19 protein-coding genes are annotated in these 18,491 nt (G+C 74.2%); 12 read left to right on the top strand and 7 right to left on the bottom strand.

Going from position 1 to position 18,491, the window contains the following annotated elements; genetic code table 11:
• Positions 1–143: 143 nt before the first annotated feature.
• Entirely contained in the window at positions 144–347 is a 204-nt protein-coding gene (locus ETD83_RS28475) for a DUF5999 family protein (protein WP_138648295.1), read from the bottom strand.
• A 277-nt stretch (positions 348–624) separates the two neighbouring features.
• Between ETD83_RS28475 and ETD83_RS28480 the strand changes: the two genes are divergently transcribed.
• The 3 genes from ETD83_RS28480 (at position 625) to ETD83_RS28490 (ending at position 3,574) form a co-directional block, all read left to right on the top strand.
• Complete coding sequence (locus ETD83_RS28480; RefSeq protein WP_138648296.1) at positions 625–1,353, top strand: (Fe-S)-binding protein; 729 nt, start codon at positions 625–627, stop codon at positions 1,351–1,353.
• 146 nt (positions 1,354–1,499) lie between these two features.
• Positions 1,500–2,909, top strand: a complete 1,410-nt coding sequence (locus ETD83_RS28485; protein ID WP_205717937.1) for a lactate utilization protein B — start codon at positions 1,500–1,502, stop codon at positions 2,907–2,909.
• The gene (locus ETD83_RS28490; protein ID WP_138648298.1) at positions 2,906–3,574 is read left to right on the top strand and encodes a LutC/YkgG family protein; all 669 of its coding nucleotides are present in this window, start codon (positions 2,906–2,908) and stop codon (positions 3,572–3,574) included. Before ETD83_RS28485 ends, ETD83_RS28490 begins: the two co-directional genes overlap by 4 nt.
• A 6-nt stretch (positions 3,575–3,580) precedes the next feature.
• Here ETD83_RS28490 and ETD83_RS28495 read toward each other — a convergent pair whose 3' ends face one another.
• Positions 3,581–4,213: a TetR/AcrR family transcriptional regulator gene (locus ETD83_RS28495; protein WP_138648299.1), complete on the bottom strand. Its 633-nt coding sequence runs from the start codon at positions 4,211–4,213 to the stop codon at positions 3,581–3,583.
• Positions 4,214–4,329: 116 nt separating this feature from the next.
• On the opposite strand from ETD83_RS28495, the gene ETD83_RS28500 reads away from it, so the two are divergent.
• Positions 4,330–4,746 carry a plectin gene (locus ETD83_RS28500; protein ID WP_138648300.1) on the top strand — a complete coding sequence of 139 codons (417 nt, stop codon included), beginning with the start codon at positions 4,330–4,332 and terminating at the stop codon, positions 4,744–4,746.
• 250 nt (positions 4,747–4,996) lie between these two features.
• Positions 4,997–5,719 (top strand): maleylpyruvate isomerase N-terminal domain-containing protein, encoded by a 723-nt coding sequence (locus tag ETD83_RS28505; RefSeq protein ID WP_138648301.1) that lies wholly within the window; start codon positions 4,997–4,999, stop codon positions 5,717–5,719.
• Here the strand turns inward: ETD83_RS28505 and ETD83_RS28510 are convergent.
• The gene (locus ETD83_RS28510) at positions 5,667–7,007 is read right to left on the bottom strand and encodes a nitrate/nitrite transporter (RefSeq protein ID WP_138648302.1); all 1,341 of its coding nucleotides are present in this window, start codon (positions 7,005–7,007) and stop codon (positions 5,667–5,669) included. The two genes, ETD83_RS28505 and ETD83_RS28510, sit on opposite strands and share 53 nt — an antisense overlap.
• Before the next feature lie 205 nt (positions 7,008–7,212).
• Here ETD83_RS28510 and ETD83_RS28515 point away from each other — a divergent pair, with 205 nt between their 5' ends.
• The gene (locus ETD83_RS28515; protein WP_138648303.1) at positions 7,213–7,461 is read left to right on the top strand and encodes a hypothetical protein; all 249 of its coding nucleotides are present in this window, start codon (positions 7,213–7,215) and stop codon (positions 7,459–7,461) included.
• 70 nt (positions 7,462–7,531) lie between these two features.
• On the opposite strand, the gene ETD83_RS28520 is transcribed toward ETD83_RS28515, so the two are convergent.
• Complete coding sequence (locus ETD83_RS28520; RefSeq protein ID WP_138648304.1) at positions 7,532–8,029, bottom strand: NUDIX domain-containing protein; 498 nt, start codon at positions 8,027–8,029, stop codon at positions 7,532–7,534.
• 293 nt (positions 8,030–8,322) lie between these two features.
• On the opposite strand from ETD83_RS28520, the gene ETD83_RS28525 reads away from it, so the two are divergent.
• The 3 genes from ETD83_RS28525 (at position 8,323) to ETD83_RS28535 (ending at position 12,104) form a co-directional block, all read left to right on the top strand.
• Positions 8,323–10,455: a molybdopterin oxidoreductase family protein gene (locus tag ETD83_RS28525; RefSeq protein WP_138648305.1), complete on the top strand. Its 2,133-nt coding sequence runs from the start codon at positions 8,323–8,325 to the stop codon at positions 10,453–10,455.
• Between the two features lie 91 nt (positions 10,456–10,546).
• Entirely contained in the window at positions 10,547–10,921 is a 375-nt protein-coding gene (nirD, locus tag ETD83_RS28530; RefSeq protein WP_138648306.1) for a nitrite reductase small subunit NirD, read from the top strand.
• The gene (locus ETD83_RS28535) at positions 10,905–12,104 is read left to right on the top strand and encodes a uroporphyrinogen-III synthase (protein WP_138648307.1); all 1,200 of its coding nucleotides are present in this window, start codon (positions 10,905–10,907) and stop codon (positions 12,102–12,104) included. The genes nirD and ETD83_RS28535 overlap by 17 nt, the downstream gene beginning before the upstream one ends.
• A 73-nt stretch (positions 12,105–12,177) precedes the next feature.
• Here ETD83_RS28535 and ETD83_RS28540 read toward each other — a convergent pair whose 3' ends face one another.
• Entirely contained in the window at positions 12,178–12,690 is a 513-nt protein-coding gene (locus tag ETD83_RS28540) for a MarR family winged helix-turn-helix transcriptional regulator (RefSeq protein WP_138648308.1), read from the bottom strand.
• A gap of 113 nt (positions 12,691–12,803) precedes the next feature.
• On the opposite strand from ETD83_RS28540, the gene ETD83_RS28545 reads away from it, so the two are divergent.
• The 3 genes from ETD83_RS28545 (at position 12,804) to ETD83_RS28555 (ending at position 15,978) form a co-directional block, all read left to right on the top strand.
• Entirely contained in the window at positions 12,804–13,787 is a 984-nt protein-coding gene (locus ETD83_RS28545; RefSeq protein WP_138648309.1) for an ATP-binding cassette domain-containing protein, read from the top strand.
• Between the two features lie 2 nt (positions 13,788–13,789).
• Positions 13,790–14,680 carry an ABC transporter permease gene (locus ETD83_RS28550; protein ID WP_138648310.1) on the top strand — a complete coding sequence of 297 codons (891 nt, stop codon included), beginning with the start codon at positions 13,790–13,792 and terminating at the stop codon, positions 14,678–14,680.
• A gap of 92 nt (positions 14,681–14,772) precedes the next feature.
• The gene (locus ETD83_RS28555) at positions 14,773–15,978 is read left to right on the top strand and encodes an esterase-like activity of phytase family protein (RefSeq protein WP_230421254.1); all 1,206 of its coding nucleotides are present in this window, start codon (positions 14,773–14,775) and stop codon (positions 15,976–15,978) included.
• 76 nt (positions 15,979–16,054) lie between these two features.
• Here ETD83_RS28555 and ETD83_RS28560 read toward each other — a convergent pair whose 3' ends face one another.
• Together ETD83_RS28560 and ETD83_RS28565 are read right to left on the bottom strand one after the other, a co-directional pair.
• Positions 16,055–17,428, bottom strand: a complete 1,374-nt coding sequence (locus ETD83_RS28560; RefSeq protein ID WP_138648311.1) for an RNA polymerase sigma factor — start codon at positions 17,426–17,428, stop codon at positions 16,055–16,057.
• A 252-nt stretch (positions 17,429–17,680) separates the two neighbouring features.
• A complete protein-coding gene (locus ETD83_RS28565) occupies positions 17,681–18,295 on the bottom strand; it encodes a cation diffusion facilitator family transporter (protein ID WP_230421255.1) in 615 nt (204 codons plus the stop codon).
• Positions 18,296–18,491 lie beyond the last annotated feature (196 nt).

An 18,491-nucleotide genomic window follows, 5' to 3' on the forward strand; every position in this document is an offset into this window, starting at 1 on the left:
GTGCGGACGGGCGGCCCGTAACGGTTCTGGTGGCGGTCTGGGCGGTTGCGTTCCGGGCCCGGTGCGGGCCCGGATGGAGCGGGCGGTGGCCGTGCCCCCGAGAGGATGATCACCCGTTTGAACTAGTCCCCCGTGGACGTCGTTCAGGCGGCTGACGGAGCCAGCGGATCCGTCGGCCGGTGCGGTGCGATGATTCCCCCGTCGGGCAGCAGCTCACCGGTGTCCTCGAACAGCACGACGCCGTTGCACAGCAGGCTCCACCCCTGCTCGGGGTGGGAGGCCAGCGTCCGGGCGGCGTCGCGGTCGGGTGCGTTGTGCGAGGGACAGGGCGGCTGGTGCGGGCACATCGTGGTGCCTCCGGTCTCAACTACGGGTCGGTTGTGGAGCTTTCCTTTATTGACGCCTCTCAGTGTGGAACGGTTCGCACTCACCGGCCATAGTCCGTTGGGGCGGTTGTCCGTTGGTACCGGAGTACCGGCGGCTGTGACCCGTCTCACTCGGAGGTGCCGGATCCAGCGTTCCTTCCGCACGCTAACGGACGGCGAACGACACGCCGTCGGCGCGTGAAACCCCTACGATGTTCGGCGGGAACGGGCTTTGCGAGGCGTGGGGGGAGTGAGGCCGGTGCGGGTCGCCCTGTCCGTCGCCTGCTTCGACGACGCGCTGTTCCCGGGCACCGGGAAGGCCGTGACCGTCCTGCTGGAACGGCTCGGCCACGAGGTCGCGTACCCGCCGGGGCAGACGTGCTGCGGGCAGATCCACTGGACGACCGGCTACCACCGCGAGGCCGCCGACCTGGCCCGCGCCTACACGGCGGCGTTCGAGGGCTGCGAGGTCGTGGTCGCGCCGTCCGCGTCCTGCGCCGCGACCGTCCGCGACGGCTACCCGCGGATCGCGCGGACGGCCCGCGACCCCGGCCTGGCCCGTGCCGCCGAGGGGCTCGCCGTCTACGAGCTGACGGAGTTCCTGGTCGACGTCCTGGGCGTCACCGACGTCGGCGCCTATTTCCCGCACCGGGTCACCTACCATCCGTCCTGCCAGTCCGCGCGGACGCTCGGCGTCGCCGACCGCCCCCTGCGGCTGCTGCGCGCGGTCAGGGGCCTCGACCTGGTCGAACTGCCGGCGGCGGGGGAGTGCTGCGGGTTCGGCGGCGCGTTCGCGATGAAGAACTCCGACGTGTCGGTCGCCATGGTGGCCGACAAGGTGCGCCACGTCCGCGACACCGGCGCCGACGTGGTCTGCGCGGTCGACAACTCCTGCCTCGCGCACATCGGCGGCGCGCTGTCGCGGCTGCGCGGCGGCGTCCGGACCATGCACCTGGCCGAGATCCTCGCCGAGACGGGGCCGGCGTGACGGACCGTCCTCCAGCCCCCACCCACCGCCATTCAACGGACGAGCTCCGCTCGACGGGCCGGTCCCCGGGCTCCTTCCCGGGGACGAGGCCGTCCTCCGCCGGGATGAGGCCGCCTCCCGGCACGACCGGGCCGGTCCCACTGCCGATGCCGAAGTTCGCCGCCGCCGCGCGGTCCGCGCTGGCCGATACCGGCCTCCGCCGTAACCTGCGCGGCGGGATCGCCGCGGCCAGGGAGCGGGAGGCCGCCGCGGCCGCCGAGCTCGGCGGGTGGGACGACCTGCGCGAGGCCGGGCGCGCGATCAGGGACGCCGCGCTCCTCGACCTCGACGCCCACCTGGAGGAGCTGGAGCGGGCCGTCACCGAGGCGGGCGGCACCGTGCACTGGGCGGCGGACGCCGCCGAGGCGTGCGAGATCGTCACCGGGCTGGTGCGGGCGGCCGGCGCGGACGAGGTCGTCAAGGCGTCGTCCGCGACCACCCGGGAGATCGGCCTGACCGCCGCACTGGCCCGCGCCGGCGTCACCGCCCGCGAGACCGCCCTCGCCGATCTGGCCGTCCAGCTCGGCGACGACGAGCCGTCCCACCTGCTGTCGCCCGCGCTCCACCGCGACCGCGCCGAGATCAGGGAGCTGTTCCGGCGGACGATGCCCGCCGCGGGGCCCGACCTGACCGACGACCCCGCCGGCCTCGCCGCCGCCGTCCGCGTCCATCTCCGCGAACGGTTCCTGCGCGCCCGCGTCGCCGTCACCGGCGCGAACTTCCTGGTCGCCGAGACCGGGACGCTCGTGGTCCTGGAGTCGGAGGGCAACGCGCGGATGTGCCTGACGCTCCCCGGCACGCTGATCAGCGTCGCCGGCATCGACAAGGTCGTCCCGACCTGGGCCGACATGGAGGTGTTCCTCCAGCTCCTGCCGCGCTCGTCGTCCGGTGACCGGATGACCCCCTACGTCGCGACGTCGACGGGCGTGACGGCGGGCGACGGGCCGCGCGCGTTCCATCTCGTCCTGCTCGACAACGGCCGCACGCGGGCCCTCGCCGACGAGGTCGGGCGCACCGCGCTGCGGTGCATCCGCTGCTCGGCCTGCATGAACGTGTGCCCGGTCTACGAGCGGGCGGGCGGCCGGGCGTACGGCCCGGTCTATCCGGGGCCGATCGGGGCGATCCTCACCCCCCAGCTGCGGGGCGTCGACAGCGCCGCCGACGCGTCGCTGCCGTACGCGTCGACGCTCTGCGGCGCGTGCGCCGACGTCTGCCCCGTGAAGATCGACATCCCGGACGTGCTGGTCCACCTGCGCGGCACGGTGGTGGAGTCGCGGCGGCGCCGTCCCGTCCCGCCGCCGGAGCTGATGCTGATGCGCGGCCTGGCCTGGACGATGGGCGACCCGCGCCGCTACGAGACCGCGCTGCGGCGCGGCACCCGCTGGGCGCGGCTGCTGTCGCGCGGCGGCCGGATCCGCCGCCTCCCCGGCCTGCTCGGCAAGTGGACCGAGGCCCGCGACCTGCCCGCGCCGCCGTCGGAGAGCTTCCGCGCCTGGTGGACGCGGAGGCGGCCATGACGGCGTCCGGCGAAGGGCCGGGCGGGGGCTCGCGCGCGGAGGTGCTGCGGCGGGTGCGGGAGGCGCTCGGCGGGGCGCGCGGCACGCGTCCGCCGGTGCCGCGCCGCTACGCGCGCCGCCTCACCGACGACGAGGCCGTGAACCGGGCCGACGTCCTGGCGCTGTTCACCGAGCGGGTCGCCGACAACCGGGCCTCGGTGCGTCACGTCAGCGCCGACGAGCTGGGCACCGCCGTGGCCGCCGCGCTGTGGGGGCGGGAGGCCAAGCAGATCGTCGTCCCGGCCGATCTGCCGTTCGGATGGCTCGCGGAGCTGGACGGCGTCCGGGCCCTGGCCGACACCCCGGCCGTCGACGTCGACACCCTCGCCGCCGTCGACGGCGTCGTCACCGGCTGCGCGGCGGCGATCGCGCAGACCGGCACGGTCGTCCTGGACGGCGGCCGCGCGCAGGGGCGGCGGGCGCTCACCGCCGTCCCCGCCTACCACCTGTGCGTGGTGCACGCCGATCAGATCGTCGGAACGGTCCCCGAGGCGGTGGAGCGGCTCGACCCGGCGCGCCCGCTGACGTGGATCAGCGGGCCGTCCGCCACCCACGGCATCGAGATGGTCCGCGTGGAGGGCGTGCACGGCCCGCTCCATCTGGAGGTCCTCGTCGTCGAGGACTGAGCCGCGTCAGGTCACGCCCCTGAGGATGAGGTCGAGCCCGGCGGTGAAGCGCGCGTCCCAGTCGACGGGCCGCTCGGCGCTGTTCGTGCCGTCCGAGGGGGGACGACCCCCCGCGTCCCCCGGAGCGGCTTCGGCGTTGTTTCGGTTGGTGCCGCGGACCTCCAGGGAGGCGTGGCCGATGACGTAGCCGAGCAGCGTGTGCGCGGCGACCGCGGCGGTCTCCTCGGCGACGCCGCCGCGCCGCAGCACCTCGCGCAGCGACGCGAGCGTGGTGGCGAGCGCGGCGGGGTTCCGGCGGGTCACGACGAGGGGGAGGACGCCCGAGTGCGTCAGCAGCCGCGTCCGGTAGTCGGCGGCCCACGCGCGCAGGGCGTTCCGCCAGTCCCCGTTCGAGGCGGCGGACACGGTGTCGGCGGGCGCGGACGCGACGTGCGCGACGAGGCCGTCCAGGAGCTGCTCCTTGCCGCGGGGGAGGTGGTGGTAGATCGCCATCGCCTCGACCTCCAGCGCGTCGCCGAGGCGGCGCATGGTGAGCCGGGCGAGGCCCTGCCCGTCGACGATCCGCAGGGCCGACTCGATGATCCGCTCGGTGGACAGCGGTGCTCGGTGCTGGGCGTTGATGCTCGGTTGGCGAACCATGGACCGACCTTACTGCGTAAAGGGCCGGAGCGGGGTGTCCGCCGCCATGACACGCCGGTGGCCCGCGTACGCTTTGCTCGACCGGAAACCCATGACCGCCGATAGGAGTGACCACCATGCCGCTGGGCCGCCGGGTGAGCAAGGACGTCGCCGAGCCGTACGAGGCCGACCAGCGGCTGGCCGCCGAGTACGAGGAGCGGCTCGCGGCGGCCGGCGAGGCGGAGCGGGCGCTGCGGGACGCGCAGGGCGCGGACACGCCCGAGCCCGAGCTGCGGGCGCTGACGGTCGCGTTCGACAAGGCGATGACCGAGGTGCTCGCCGCCGCCGAGGCGTCCGAGCGGATCGCGATGGGCCCGCAGGTGTACTCGGTCGAGACCCAGGACGCGAAGACCCGCCGGGCCGCGGAGATCGCCTACCGCAAGGCCAAGGCGCGCGCGGACGTGCGGCCGTGGACGGACGAGGTCGACCGGCTCCGCACCGCCCGGGAGGCGCACCGGCTCAGCTTCCGGACGCATCCGACCCTGGCCGTCTGAGGGGCCGCCTGGGGGCCGTCCAGGGCCCGGCAGGGGGCCGTTGGGGACGGGCGCGGCCGGTGGGGGCGACGTGTGACGACACAGCGTCACCGGGTGGCACCGGCCACCGAACTTTGAGAGTCTGCCCTCTCGGGGGAACGCCGGGGGGCGCTCGCGCCGGACGCCGCACTCCGCGGCGGGCGCGCGGCGGGGGCCCGGCGGAGAGGGCGCGCTGCGCACGCAGCGTGCTCTGGACGCGGGGGGAAGTCACGTGGAGCGCACGCCGCCGGACCGGGGCCGCGTACTGGAGTCCTACCAGGACGGGGTGACGGCGATCCGCGAGTTGGCGCAGCAGGCCGATGACTGGGACGTCCCGACGCCCTGCGCCGACTGGCGGCTGATCGATCTCGCCGGGCATCTGCGGTGCGTCGCGGAGAACTTCCTGGAGTACCTCCAGGACGCGCCCGACAGCCGGCTGGCGACGCTGTTCGCGCAGGACGCGGCGTCGGCGGTGCTGATCAGGCAGCAGGCGCGGCAGAACGCGGCGGAGCTGGCGGTGCTGCCGCCCGAGCCGGGCCCGGAGCGGATCATGGCGTTCGGGGTGTCGGCCGGCGCGTACGCCGACCTGATGCCCGACATGTGGGACCGGACGCATCTGATCTACCGGGGCACCAAATACACGGTCGGGGACCACGCGGGCGCGGCCTGCGTGGAGTGGCATCTGCACGCCTGGGACATGGCCCGCGCGGTCGGGGCGGGCTACCGGCCCCGCGACCCCGATCTGCTGGTGTCGGCGTGGCACTGGGGCGTGCCGCATCTTCCGCTGTCGTCCGGGGACGCGTGGGAGTCGGTGCTGCGGTCCTCGGGCCGGTCGCCGAGCTGGCCGGACCCCGATGAGGGGCCCGGCCGGGCGCGGGGGCGGCGCGGGGCCCGGCAGGCCCTCAGACGCCCGCCGGCCGCCTCGGGTGGTTCCGCAGGTAGACCAGCCAGGTGAGCGCGCAGCACACGGCGTAGAAGGCGATGAAGGCGATGTAGGCGGCGTCTCCCGTCCCGTGGGCGAGGAACGACTGCCGGAACGCGACGTTGACCAGGACGCCGCCGAACGCGCCGACGGCGCCCGCGACGCCGAGCAGCGCCCCGGCGAGTCTGCGGCCCTCGTCTCCGTCCCGTGTCCTCGCCCGGAAGATCGCCGGGATCATGGTGTAGGTGGAGCCGTTGCCGACGCCGCTCAGCGCGAACAGCAGGGCGAACCCGGTGAGGAACACCGGCAATGACCCGAGCCGCGACGCGCCCAGGACCAGGCCGGCCGCGGCGGCCATCGCGACGAACGTCCAGAAGGTGACCGCGGCGCCGCCGAGCCGGTCGGCGAGGCGCCCGCCCGCGGGACGGAGCAGGGACCCGAGCGCGGGGCCGAGGAACGTGAGGCACGCGGCCTTGACCGGGGTGTCGAAGACGTCCGCGAACTGCACCTGCAGGACCTGCCCGAACGCGAACCCGAACCCGATGAACGACCCGAACGTGCCGATGTAGAGCACCGACATGATCCAGGTGTGGGCGTCCTTGGAGACGTCCCGCATAGCCCTGCGGTCGTTGCGGACGTGCGACAGGTTGTCCATGCGGAGGGCGGAGCCGAGCGCGGCCAGGACGATCAGCGGGATGTAGACCCCGGCGACGAGTCCCGGGCGGTCCTTGCCGGCGGTGGCGAGGACGAGGAGCCCGACGAGCTGGACGACGGCGACGCCGAGGTTCCCGCCGCCCGCGTTGACGCCGAGGGCCCAGCCCTTGAGCCGCCGCGGGTAGAACGCGTTGATGTTGGCCATCGAGGACGCGAAGTTGCCGCCGCCGGCCCCGGCGGCGGCCGCGAGGACCAGCAGCACCGGGTAGGAGACGCCGGGCTCGACGAGGAAGGCGGCGAGCACGGCCGGGACGAGCAGCGTCGCGGCGCTGAAGACCGTCCAGTTGCGGCCGCCGAACCGGGCGACGGCGAGGGTGTAGGGGATCCGCAGCGCGGCCCCGACCAGCGCAGGGACGGCGGTGAGCGTGAACTTCCCGGCGGGGTCGATCCCGTAGGCGGGGCCGAGGAACAGCACCAGCACCGACCACAGCGTCCAGACCGAGAAGCCGACGTGCTCGGCGAAGATCGAGAAGGCGAGGTTGCGGCGGGCGGTGCGCGCGCCGGTGGCCGTCCAGAACGCGGGGTCCTCGGGCCGCCAGTCGTCGATCCAGCGGCCTTTGAGCGGGCGGGCGCGGGCGCGGCGGGCGGCTTCGGCGGTGACGCTCATGGGTCTCCCTCGGGTCGGTCAGGCGGCCACGACCCTAGGAGCGGTGCGTTTCGCGGGGGTGTGAGCGGTCATACGGCACTGAAAACTCTGCCGCACAGCGCGTCCCGCCGGCTGTGAGGGGCGGGGTAGACCGGGACCGTTCGGGTAGGGCGGTGCCGAGGCAGGCAGTGATCTGCGGCGCGGCGGGGGAACGGAGACAGGACCGATGGCGACCTGCGAAGTCTGCGGCAACGACTATGACATGACGTTCGACATCCACGCGCAGGGCGAGGTGCACACGTTCGACTCGTTCGAATGCGCGGTCAGCAAGATGGCGCCGGTCTGCGAGCACTGCCAGTGCCGCATCATGGGCCACGGCGTCGACGTGGACGGGCACTGGTACTGCTGCGCCCACTGCGCCCGCGTGGCCGACCCGGAACGCGGGCGGCAGGCCAGGGACGCCGTGCTCGCCTAGGCGGCGTCCGCCCGGACGGGCGGTGGGCGGCCCGCGCGCCCCGCGCCCGGGCCGGAGGCCGCCTCGGCCGTCAGGCGGACAGGCCAGTGCCGAACGGCTGCTCCCGGCCGTCCTCCAGATAGACGGCGCGGCCCTCGCCCATGGCGCGCAGGCTGGGGTCCATCCGGCGTGACACGTGCGCCGGCGCCAGCTCGGGGATCTTCTCCGGGGCGACGAGGATGTGGTCGGACAGCTCGTCCGGCGGCAGCCGGATCGCGGCGATCTCCTCGCCGGTGATCGTGCCACCGAAGACGAACACGTTGACGGCGTCGACGCCGTCGGCGCGCGGCGAGCCCCAGTCCACGCACGCCAGGCCGTCCAGGCGGGGGACGAGGCCGAGCTCCTCCGAGCATTCGCGCACGCATGCCGACAGGGGGGACTCGTCGGCCTCGATGACCCCGCCGGGCAGGTACCAGCCCTCGCTGTAGGTGGGCTTGACCAGCAGGACCCGCCCGAGGTCGTCCAGGAGAAGGGCCGCCGCGGCGCCGCGGGAGCGCGGCAGTGAGGCGTAGTAAGCAAGGTCGGGCATGTACCGAGGTTAGGCGCGATCATCGCCGCGTGATCCGGCGCCCCGGGCGGCCGGGGCCGCATCCGTCCGGGAGATCGCCGGGGGGCCGCGAATCCGTTCGGCGAACGGGTAAAAGGCGACGAAAGGGCCATGATCGGAGACGACAACGCTTGACCCGCGAATGTCAAGGTCACCGGCCCCGGGCGCCGCCGCGGGACGGCTGACCTCGGGAAACGCGCGGCGTGAAAGGCAATTAACGCTGGGGTCACACCGGGGACCCGCGGACGAAACCGCGCCCGCCGAGGCTCGGGCGCATGACGGCGACTCCGACGCACTGCCCGTACTGCGCCCTGCAGTGCGGCATGACCCTCCACCCCGGCCGCGGCGCCGTCCGGGTGGCGCCGCGTGACGACGTGCCCGCGAGCGGCGGCGGGCTGTGCCAGAAGGGCTGGACGGCCGCCGAGCTGCTGACCGTCCCGGACCGGCTCACGACGCCGATGATGCGCGCCGGCAAGGGCGCCCCGCTGGAACCCTGCACCTGGGACGAGGCGCTCGACCGCGTCGCCGCCGAGGCCGTCCGGCTGCGCGCGCTGCACGGGCCGGACGCCGTCGCGGTGTTCGGGGGCGGCGGGCTCACGAACGAGAAGGCCTACCTGCTGGGGAAGTTCGCGCGCGTGGCGCTCGGCACGTCCCAGATCGACTACAACGGGCGGTTCTGCATGGCGTCGGCCGCGGCGGCGTCCGGGCGGGCGCTCGGCCTGGACCGCGGCCTGCCCGGCCCGGTCACGGACCTGGCGGCGTCCGGCGCGATCCTGCTGGCGGGCGGGAACGTCGCCGAGACGATGCCGCCGTTCATGCGGCACCTGACCGCGATGCGGGACGCCGGAGGCGCGCTCATCGTCGTGGACCCGCGCCGCACCGCGACCGCCCGGCAGTCCGACCTGCACCTGCAGCCGGCGCCGGGGACCGACATCGCCCTGGCGAACGGGCTCGTCCACCTGGCGGTCACCGAGGGCCTGGCCGACGAGGGCTACATCGCCGCCCGCACCACCGGGTTCGACGCCGTCCGGACGGTCGTGAACGCCTACTGGCCGGGCCGGGTCGAGCGGATCACGGGCGTGCCCGTCCCGGCGATGCGCGAGGCGGTCCGGCTGCTGGCCCGCGCGGGCCGCGCCCACGTCCTCACCGGGCGCGGGGCCGAGCAGCACGCCCGCGGCACCGACACGGTGAGCGCCTTCATCAACCTGGCGCTCGCGCTCGGGCTGCCCGGCCGCGAAGGCTCCGGATACGGGTGCCTGACCGGGCAGGGCAACGGGCAGGGCGGCCGCGAGCACGGGCAGAAGGCCGACCAGCTCCCCGGCTACCGGAGGATCGACGACCCGGCGGCACGCGAGCACGTCGCACGGGTCTGGGGCGTGGACCCCGGGACCCTGCCCGGGCCCGGACGCTCGGCGTACGAGCTGCTGTCGTCGCTCGGCGCCCCGGACGGCCCGAAGGCGCTGCTGCTGTTCGGGTCGAACCCGGCGGTGTCCGCGCCGCGCGCCGCGCACGTGGAGGAACGGCTCGGCGCGCTCGGCCTCCTGGCCGTCGCCGATGTCGTGCCGTCGGAGACCGCGCGGCTCGCGGACGTGGTCCTGCCCGCCGCGCAGTGGGCGGAGGAGTCCGGGACGATGACGAACCTGGAGGGCCGGGTGCTGCGGCGGCGCCGGGCCGTCCCGCCGCCGGACGGCGTCCGCACCGACCTGGAGATCATCGCCGGGCTCGCCGCGCGGCTCGGGGCGCCGGGGGAGTGGAGCGCCGACCCGGAGGCGGTGTTCGGCGAGCTGCGGCGCGCGAGCGCGGGCGGCGCCGCCGACTACTCCGGCATCACCTACGAGCGGATCGAGGCGGAGGGCGGCGTGTTCTGGCCCTGCCCGTCCGAGGACCACCCGGGCACGCCGAGGCCCTACCTGGACCGCTTTCCCACACCGGACGGCCGGGCCCGGTTCGTCCCGGTGGACCACCGCGGCCCCGCCGAGGACGTGGACGCCGACTACCCTGTGTACCTGACCACGGGCCGCGTCCTCGCGCAGTACCAGTCGGGCGCGCAGACAAGGCGCGTCCCGGCGCTGGCGGAGGCCGCGCCCGGCCCGTTCGTGGAGCTGCACCCCGACCTCGCCGGACGCCTCGGCATCGAGGACGGCGCCCGCGTGCGGGTGGAGAGCCGCCGCGGCGCGGCGACCGTCCGGGCGAGGCTGACCACGGCGATCCGCCCCGACACGGTGTTCATGCCGTTCCACTGGGCGGGGGAGGGCCGCGCGAACCTGCTCACCAACCCGGCCCTCGACCCGGTGTCGCGGATGCCGGAGTTCAAGGTCTGCGCCGTCCGCCTCCGACCGCGCTCTTCGAGGGGGGACGCCCCCCACGCCCCCCGGAGCGGCCCGCGCCTTGAGGTGAGCGGCTTTTAACACGGCGGTGACAAGCGGGACCCAACCGCGAAACCGCCCCTGCCAAGGATCTGAGTATCGACCCGTATCAGCCAGGGAGGTTGCCGCGCCGATGACCACGACACCCGAAGCGACGATCACCAGAGCCGTCCGGTGGTCCGACGTCTGCTCCTACGCGTCCCTGACCCCCGAGCGCGGCGTCTGCGCGATCCTCGACGGCACGCAGGTGGCGATCTTCCGGACGTTCGACGGCGCCCTGTACGCGATGTCGAACCTCGACCCGTTCAGCGGCGCCCACGTGCTGTCGCGGGGGATCCTCGGCACCCGCGGCGGCGCCCCGGCCGTCGCGTCCCCGATGTACAAGCAGGTGTTCGACCTGCGGACCGGGATCTGCCTGGACGATCCCCGGGTGGCGGTGCCGGCGTTCCCGGTCCGCCGCGCCGGCGACCGCGTGGAGGTGGCGCTCACCGATGAGCACCGCCGGTGACCGGGACGCGGCGCCCGCGGCCGAGCCGCTGGCGGGCTTCGCCGTCGGGGTGACCGCGGCCCGCCGCCACGAGGAGCTCGCGACGCTCCTGGAGCGGCGCGGGGCCAGGGTCGTCCTCGCGCCCGCCATCCGCCTCGCGCCGCTCGCCGACGACGCCGAGCTGCTGGAGGCCACCCTGGCGTGCGCTGCCGGGCCGCTCGACCACGTGGTCGTGACGACCGGGATCGGGTTCCGCGCCTGGCTGGAGTCGGCCGACGGGCAGGGGACGCGGGACGCGCTGGTCGCCCGCCTCGCCGAGGCCGCCATCGTGGCGCGCGGCCCGAAGGCGCGCGGCGCGATCCGGTCGGCGGGGCTGCAGGAGCGCTGGTCGCCGGAGTCGGAGGGCTGCGCCGAGGTGATCGAGCACCTGCTGCGGACGGACCTGGCCGGCGCGCGGGTCGCCGTCCAGCTGTACGGGGAGCGGCAGCCGGAGCTGACCGCGGCGCTGCGCGGCGCGGGCGCCGAGGTGATCGAGGTCCCGGTGTACCGGTGGTCGCGGACCGAGGACCCGACGCCGCTGCGCCGCCTGGTCGGCCAGGCCGTCGCGGGCACGGTCGACGCGATCGCGTTCACCAGCGCGCCCGCGGTCACCGAGACGCTCGCCGTCGCCGCCGAGTCGGGGCTGGAGGAGCCGCTGCTGGACGCCATGCGCGCCCACGTGGTGGCGGCGTGCGTCGGGCCGGTCACCGCGCGGGCGCTCACCGTCCGGGGCGTCCCGACCGTCCAGCCGGAGCGGGCGCGGCTCGGCGCGCTGGTGCGGGCGCTGGTGACGGGCCTGCCGGGGCGGCGGTCGCGGTGGCTGTCGGTGCGCGGGTGCGCGCTGGAGCTGCGCGGGCACGCCGTCGTCCTGGACGGGCTGCTCCGGCCGATCGCGCCCGCGCCGATGGCGATCCTGCGGGCGCTCGCGCGGCGGCCCGGGCACGTGGTGTCGCGGGCGGAGCTGTGCGGCGTCCTGCCGAGCCGCCTCGCCGCCGGGGAGGGACGGCCGCAGGCCGACGAGCACGCGGTGGAGATGGCGGTGGCGCGGCTGCGGCGCGGCCTCGGCCGTCCCGGGATCGTCGAGACGGTCGTCAAGCGCGGCTACCGGCTGGCGTGCGACCCGCGGCTCACCGACCGGCTCCCGGCCGGTTCCACGACCGGATGACGGCCTGCGGTGCCGGTGCGGTCGCCGCGCCGATCGGAGCGCACGCCGCCGTGGCGCGGATGGTCCTTTGCCGCTACGACGAGGCCCGGTCGCGCCGCGCGGCCCCCGCCGCGGTGTCCTGACCCGGAGGCCGGGACGCGGGGCAGGCGAACCGGTGGTCGTGGTGGGCGAGGACGCGCAGCATCAGGTCCTTGAGCAGGCGCAGCTCGTCCGGCGACAGCGGCTCGAACAGCGCCTCGTTGAGGCGGGCGCGGTCGTCGAGGGTCGTGCCGAGGGCGAGCCGGCCGTCCTCGGTGGCCTCCAGCGCGTACCGGCGGCGGTCGCCGGGGTCGCGGCGGCGCCGGACGCTGCCCGCCTCCTCCAGCGCGTCCACGACGCCGACCAGGTCGCCGGGGTCCATCCGCAGGTGCTCGGCGACCTCGCGCTGCGACAGCGGCCCCAGCCGCGCCACGCATTCCAGCACGAGCATGTGCGGCATGCGCAGGTGTCCGGGGAACATCCGCGCCGAGGTGCGCCGCGCGAGCCTCATCAGCTCGAACATCAGGTAGGTGGGCGACTCGTGCAGCGGGCCGGGCCGGTCCTCCACGTCCCCCTCCCTCGGGTTCGCTTGGCCGTCCTATCTCTCTTGACGTGAGAGATAGGATAATCCTACCGTTGGACGGTCCACAACATGGCCGCGACGGAGCGGAGGGAGGCCGGATGCCGGACGGGGGACCCGCCGTCGAGGTCGACGGCCTGATCAAGCGGTTCGGCGACATGGAGGCCGTGCGGGGGATCGGCTTCACCGTCCGCCCGGGGGAGATCTTCGGGTTCCTCGGCCCGAACGGCGCGGGAAAGTCCACCACGATCAACATGCTGTGCACGCTGCTGAAGCCCAGCGGCGGGCGGGCCCGCGTCGCCGGGCACGACGTGGTGTCCGAGCGCGACAGCGTCCGCCGCAACATCGGCCTCGTCTTCCAGGACCCGACGCTCGACGGCTACCTGTCCGGCGAGCAGAACCTGCGCTTCCACGCCGAGCTGTACGGGGTGCCGAGATCGGTCACCGGGGAGCGGATCCGGCAGGTGCTGGAGATGGTCGGGCTGTGGGAGCGGCGCCGCGACCTGGTGCAGACCTACTCCGGCGGCATGAAGCGCCGCCTGGAGATCGCCCGCGGCCTGCTGCACTCGCCGCGCGTGCTGTTCCTGGACGAGCCGACCGTCGGCCTCGACCCGCAGACCCGCGCGTCGATCTGGGACTACATCCGGCAGCTCAAGGACGCCGAAGAGATCACGATCTTCATGACCACGCACTACATGGACGAGGCCGAGTTCTGCGACCGCATCGCGATCATGGACTCGGGGCGGATCGTGGCGCTGGACACCCCCGAGGCGCTGAAGGCGGGCGTCGGCAAGGACCGGGTCCGCATCCAGACCGCCGACGACGAGGCCGCGATCACCGCGCTCAAGGAGCGGTTCGACCTCGACGCGGTCATGTCGGAGGGCGTGGTCGCGTTCCCGGTGGCGTCCGGCGAGGCGTTCGTGCCGCGGCTGTTCGCCGGGCTCGGTGTCCCGATCCGGTCGGTGAGCGTGTCCCGGCCGTCCCTGGACGACGTGTTCATGTCCTTCACCGGCTCGACCATCCGCGACGCCGAGGCCGGGTCCAGCGACCGGCTGCGGATGACCATGCGCGCGATGAGGAGATGACGATGACGAGTCCCACCGGCGCGGCCCGTCCGGTCGCCGACGTCGTCCGCGTCCGGGTGCCCGAGCCGGGCCTGCGGCAGGACCTGCGCGCGGTGAAGGTCGTCCTGCACCGGGAGCTGATCCGGTTCTGGCGCGACAAGCTGCGGATGGTGTCCGGCCTCGTCCAGCCGGTGCTGTGGCTGCTGGTCATGGGCACCGGCCTGTCCAACCTGATGGCCGCGGGCGGCGGCCCGCACGGCGAGGTCGACCTGAAGACGTTCATCTTCCCCGGCGTGTGCGCGATGTCGGTGATGTTCACCGCGATGTTCTCCGCCGGGTCGATCGTGTGGGACCGCGAGTTCGGGTTCCTGCGCGAGATGCTCGTCGCGCCCGTCAGCCGCAGCGCCATCGTCATCGGCAAGTGCATCGGCGGCGCGCTCGTGGCGACCCTGCAGGGCGCGGTGATCGTGGCGCTCGCGGGCCTCGCGGGCGTCCCGTACGACCCGGCGCTGCTGGCCGAGCTGCTCGGCCTGATGTTCCTCGGCGCGTTCGCGCTCACCGGCTTCGGCGTCATGATGGCCGCGCGGATCAAGCAGATGCAGTCGTTCTTCGCCCTCATCCAGATGGCGATGATGCCGATGATGTTCCTGTCCGGCGCGCTGTACCCGCTGAACGGGCTGCCCACCTGGCTGACCGTCCTCACCCGCTTCAACCCGCTCACCTACGCCGTCGACCCGCTGCGCCAGGCGGTCTTCTCCCGCCTGGACCTGTCGCCCGCGCTGCAGCGGACGTTCAACCCCGGCGTGACGTGGAACGGCTGGGTCGTCCCGGTCTGGCTGGAGATCGCGATCGTGGTCGGCATGGGCGCCGCCCTGATGGGCGTGGCCATCCTGGAGTTCCGCCACGCCGACTGACGGAGGCATGTCAATCCGTCACCCAGTGTGATAAGGAATACGAGTGCGTAACGCAGTGAATTGGCTCGTATTCGAAGGGTGATGGTAGCCAGGTGAACGGGCAGCGGATAATGTGGCGCGGGATCGCGGCGGGCGCGGCGATCCTCGCGGTGACGGCCGTCCCGGCGGTCGTGGACGGGCGTCCGGCGGCGGACGCCGCCAAGGCAACGGCGAGCGCGGGGCGGGCGGACGCGCCGCCTCCGGGGCTGCGGATCACGCGGTTCCTCGGGGAGCGGCGCCTCCCGCACAAGATGAAGTTCGAGGGCACCACGTTCGGGGGCGTGTCGGGCATCGACCGAGATCCCCGCACCGGCACCTGGTTCCTGATCTCCGACGACCGGTGGCGCTACGACCCGGCCCGCTTCTACACCGGGCGCCTCGACATCGACCCGTCCACCGGCGCGTTCACCGGCGTGCGGCTCACCGGCGTCACCACGCTGACGCGGCGGGACGGCAGCCCCTACCCGGGCTACGCCAAGCCGGAGTCGGCCGACCCGGAGGCGATCCGCTACGACCCGCGCGTCCGCCGGCTGCTGTGGGGCAACGAGGGCGACCGCCCGGACGAGACGCACGAGGGCATCCCGGTGTCCGACCTGTCGGTCCGGTGGGCGGGACGGGACGGCCGCTACCGCGGGGACGTGCGCCTCCCGGCGAACCTGAAGCAGACCGGCGAGCATCGCGGGCCGCGCCGCAACTTCGGGATCGAGGGCCTGACGCTCACACCGGACGGGATCGCCGCGATGGTCGAGGGGCCGCGCTACGAGGACGGCGACCCGCCGACCGCGGAGCACGGCGCCGTCACCCGGCTGACCCTGTGGAGCCGCCGCGGCGAGATCCGCGCGCAGCACGCCTACCGCATCGGCAGGCTCCCGGAGGAGCCGGACGGGGCGTCCGACAGCGGCGTCTCGGAGATCCTCGCGATCGACCGGCACCGGTTCCTGGCGCTGGAGCGGTCCTGGCTCGAAGGCGTCGGCTACAGGGTCCGGCTCTACGAGTTCGACACGCGCGGCGCGACGGACGTGCTGAACCGCGGCGGCCTCGCCGAGGGCGGCCGGTATCGCCCGGTGACCAAGCGGCTGGTCGCCGATCTCGGCCGCTATGCCGAGCCGGTGCAGAACCTGGAGGCGATGAGCTGGGGCCCGCGCCTGAGGTCGGGGGAGTGCACGCTGGTGGTGGGCTCCGACGACAACTTCAGCGACGAGGAGGTCACCCAGTTCCTGGCGTTCGCCGTCAACGGCTGCCCGTCGGGGCGGGGGTAGGCCACGCACGAAAGGGCCCGCCGGACCGGTCACGGTCCGGCGGGCCCTCCGTTGTGCGGGACGCGCGTTTCAGATGTCAGACGGCGAAGTCGAGCAGCGGGCGCGCGTTGCTGGGGTGCCGCAGCTTCGACAGCGACTCCTTCTCCAGCTGCCGGATCCGCTCCCGGGTCAGCCCGAGCGCCTTGCCGATCTCGTCGAGGGTGCGCGGCGTCCCGTCGTAGAGCCCGAACCGCATCGCCATGATCTTGGCCTCGCGCGGGGACAGGATGTCCAGGGTGCGGCGCAGCTGGTCGGCCATGAGCTGCCGGTCCACCAGCTCGGACGCCTCGGGGCTGTCGGTGTCCTCGATGAGGTCGCCGATGCGGGTCTCGCCGTCCTCCCCGATGGTGGAGTCGAGGCTGATCGGCTGCCGGCTGGTGCGCAGCAGCTCGCGGACCTGCTCGGGGCTCTTGTCGAGCTCGACGGCCAGCTCCTCCGCGGTGGGCTCGCGGCCGAGCCGCTGGTGCATGTCGCGCTCGACGCGGCTGAGCTTGCTCAGCATCTCCAGGACGTGCACGGGCAGCCGGATCGTGCGGGCCGAGTCGGCGAAGCCGCGCTGGATCGCCTGGCGGATCCACCACATCGCGTAGGTGGAGAACTTGTAGCCCTTGGAGTAGTCGAACTTCTCCACGGCGCGGATCAGGCCGAGGTTGCCCTCCTGGACGACGTCCAGCAGCGACAGGCCCCGGTCGGAGTACTTCTTGGCGACCGACACCACGAGCCGGAGGTTGGCCTCCAGCATGTGGGCCTTGGCGCGGCGGCCGTCGGCGGCGACCCATTCCAGGTCGGCGCGCGCGGCGGGGGACAGGTTCTCGTTCTCCAGCTTGTGCTCGGCGTACAGGCCGGCCTCGATGCGCTTGGCGAGGTCGACCTCCTGCGCGGCGGTGAGCAGCTGGCGGCGTCCGATGGCCTTGAGGTAAGTGTGGACGGAGTCGCCCATGGTGGTCGACTGGTCGTCGAGGTCGGCGCCGGTGTCGGCGTCCGCGTCGGCGGGCTCGACCTCGGTGACCTCGAACCCCTCGTCGGGGGCGCCGCCGTCGGCGGCGCCCTTGCGGGGGCCCTTCGCGCCGTTCTTCGCCGCCGTGCGGGTGGACGGGGCGGCCGTCTGGCGGGAGGCGCGCTTCGCCGGACGGGAGGCGCCGGCCGCCGCCTGGGCGGTGCCGCCGCCGTCGTGGTCGGCCGCCGCGGCCATCTTGCGGACCGTGTCGGACTCGCCGGCCAGGCTGATCCCGGCCTCGGACAGCTCGCGCAGGATGGAACGGCCCTGGGCCGGGCTGATGCCCGCCGCCTCGAAGGCCCCCCTCACCTCGTCGAGCGAGAGGCGCCCTTGGGCGCGGCCACGCTTCAGGAGGTCGTCGAACGCGGGGCTCGCCGACTCCGTGAGCGGGGTCTCTACGGCGCTGCGCGGCATGGGGACACCCCCCTCCCTTCGGTGGTGTGAGTGCGGCGCGGATTGTGTTCGCTGGTGGCGCACGCACTTATCGGAACGTCGCACGGCGGGGTTCTTGTTCCCGACGCTCCGGGATCGGCGGCCCGCGGGGACCGGGAAGGAGCGATCCAGACGGTCGTGGTGCCCGGAGCGGGCCGTTTCACACCGGACCGTCCGAACGGCCGTTACCTTACTGCGTAAAGGGCCGGGGCGGTGGCAAATCCTAGTAAATCATTACCGTTCACCGCGCTTGGGCCGCAGCGTCCGGCCGTACCGCGCGATGACGCGTTCGCGCAGCTCGGGGTCGTCGCGGGGGACCGGTTCGAGGAAGACCTCGTCGATCTCCCCGTACGCCTCGTGCAGCTCGCGCGCCATGCGGACGCAGGCGCGCTCGACGTCACCGGCGGTGAGGGAGTCGCGGAAGTCCAGCCGGGCGCAGACGAGGACGCGGTCGGCGCCGAACGTGACGGTGACGATGTCGACGACCCACTCGACCTCGGGCGCGGCGCCGAGGCGTTCGCGGACGCCCGCGACGATCCTCGGGTCGGCCTGCGTGCCGGTCAGCAGATTGAGGTTGATCCGGCCGAGGACGAGCGCGACGGCGGTGAGCAGCACACCGATGAGGAGCGATCCGGCGGCGTCCCAGGCCGCGGAGCCGGTCAGGTGGTGCAGCCCGAGGCCGCCGAACGCGATGAGCAGCCCGACGAGGGCCGCGGAGTCCTCCAGCAGGACGCTGACCGAGGTGGGCTCGTCGGTCCGGCGGATGTGGGCGCGCAGCGGGAGGTCGGCGGCGCGGGCGGCGGCGCGGACCTGCCGGACGGCCTGCTGCCACGACACCGCCTCCAGCACGAACGCGACCGCGAGGACGGCGTAGCCGACGAACGTCCCGGCCTCGGCGTCCTCGCGGTGGCCGGCTGTCGTTCTGCGGCCCGTTCTCCGGCCTGTTCCGCTGCTGGTCGCGCTGTGCCGCCATGGTCGTCATCTCCCCGGCCGGTTGCCGGGTCATGCGCCGGGGAGATGACGACCATGGCGGCACAGCGCGACC

The organism is Actinomadura soli, assembly GCF_005889715.1.
Taxonomy (GTDB): Bacteria; Actinomycetota; Actinomycetes; order Streptosporangiales; family Streptosporangiaceae; genus Spirillospora; species Spirillospora soli.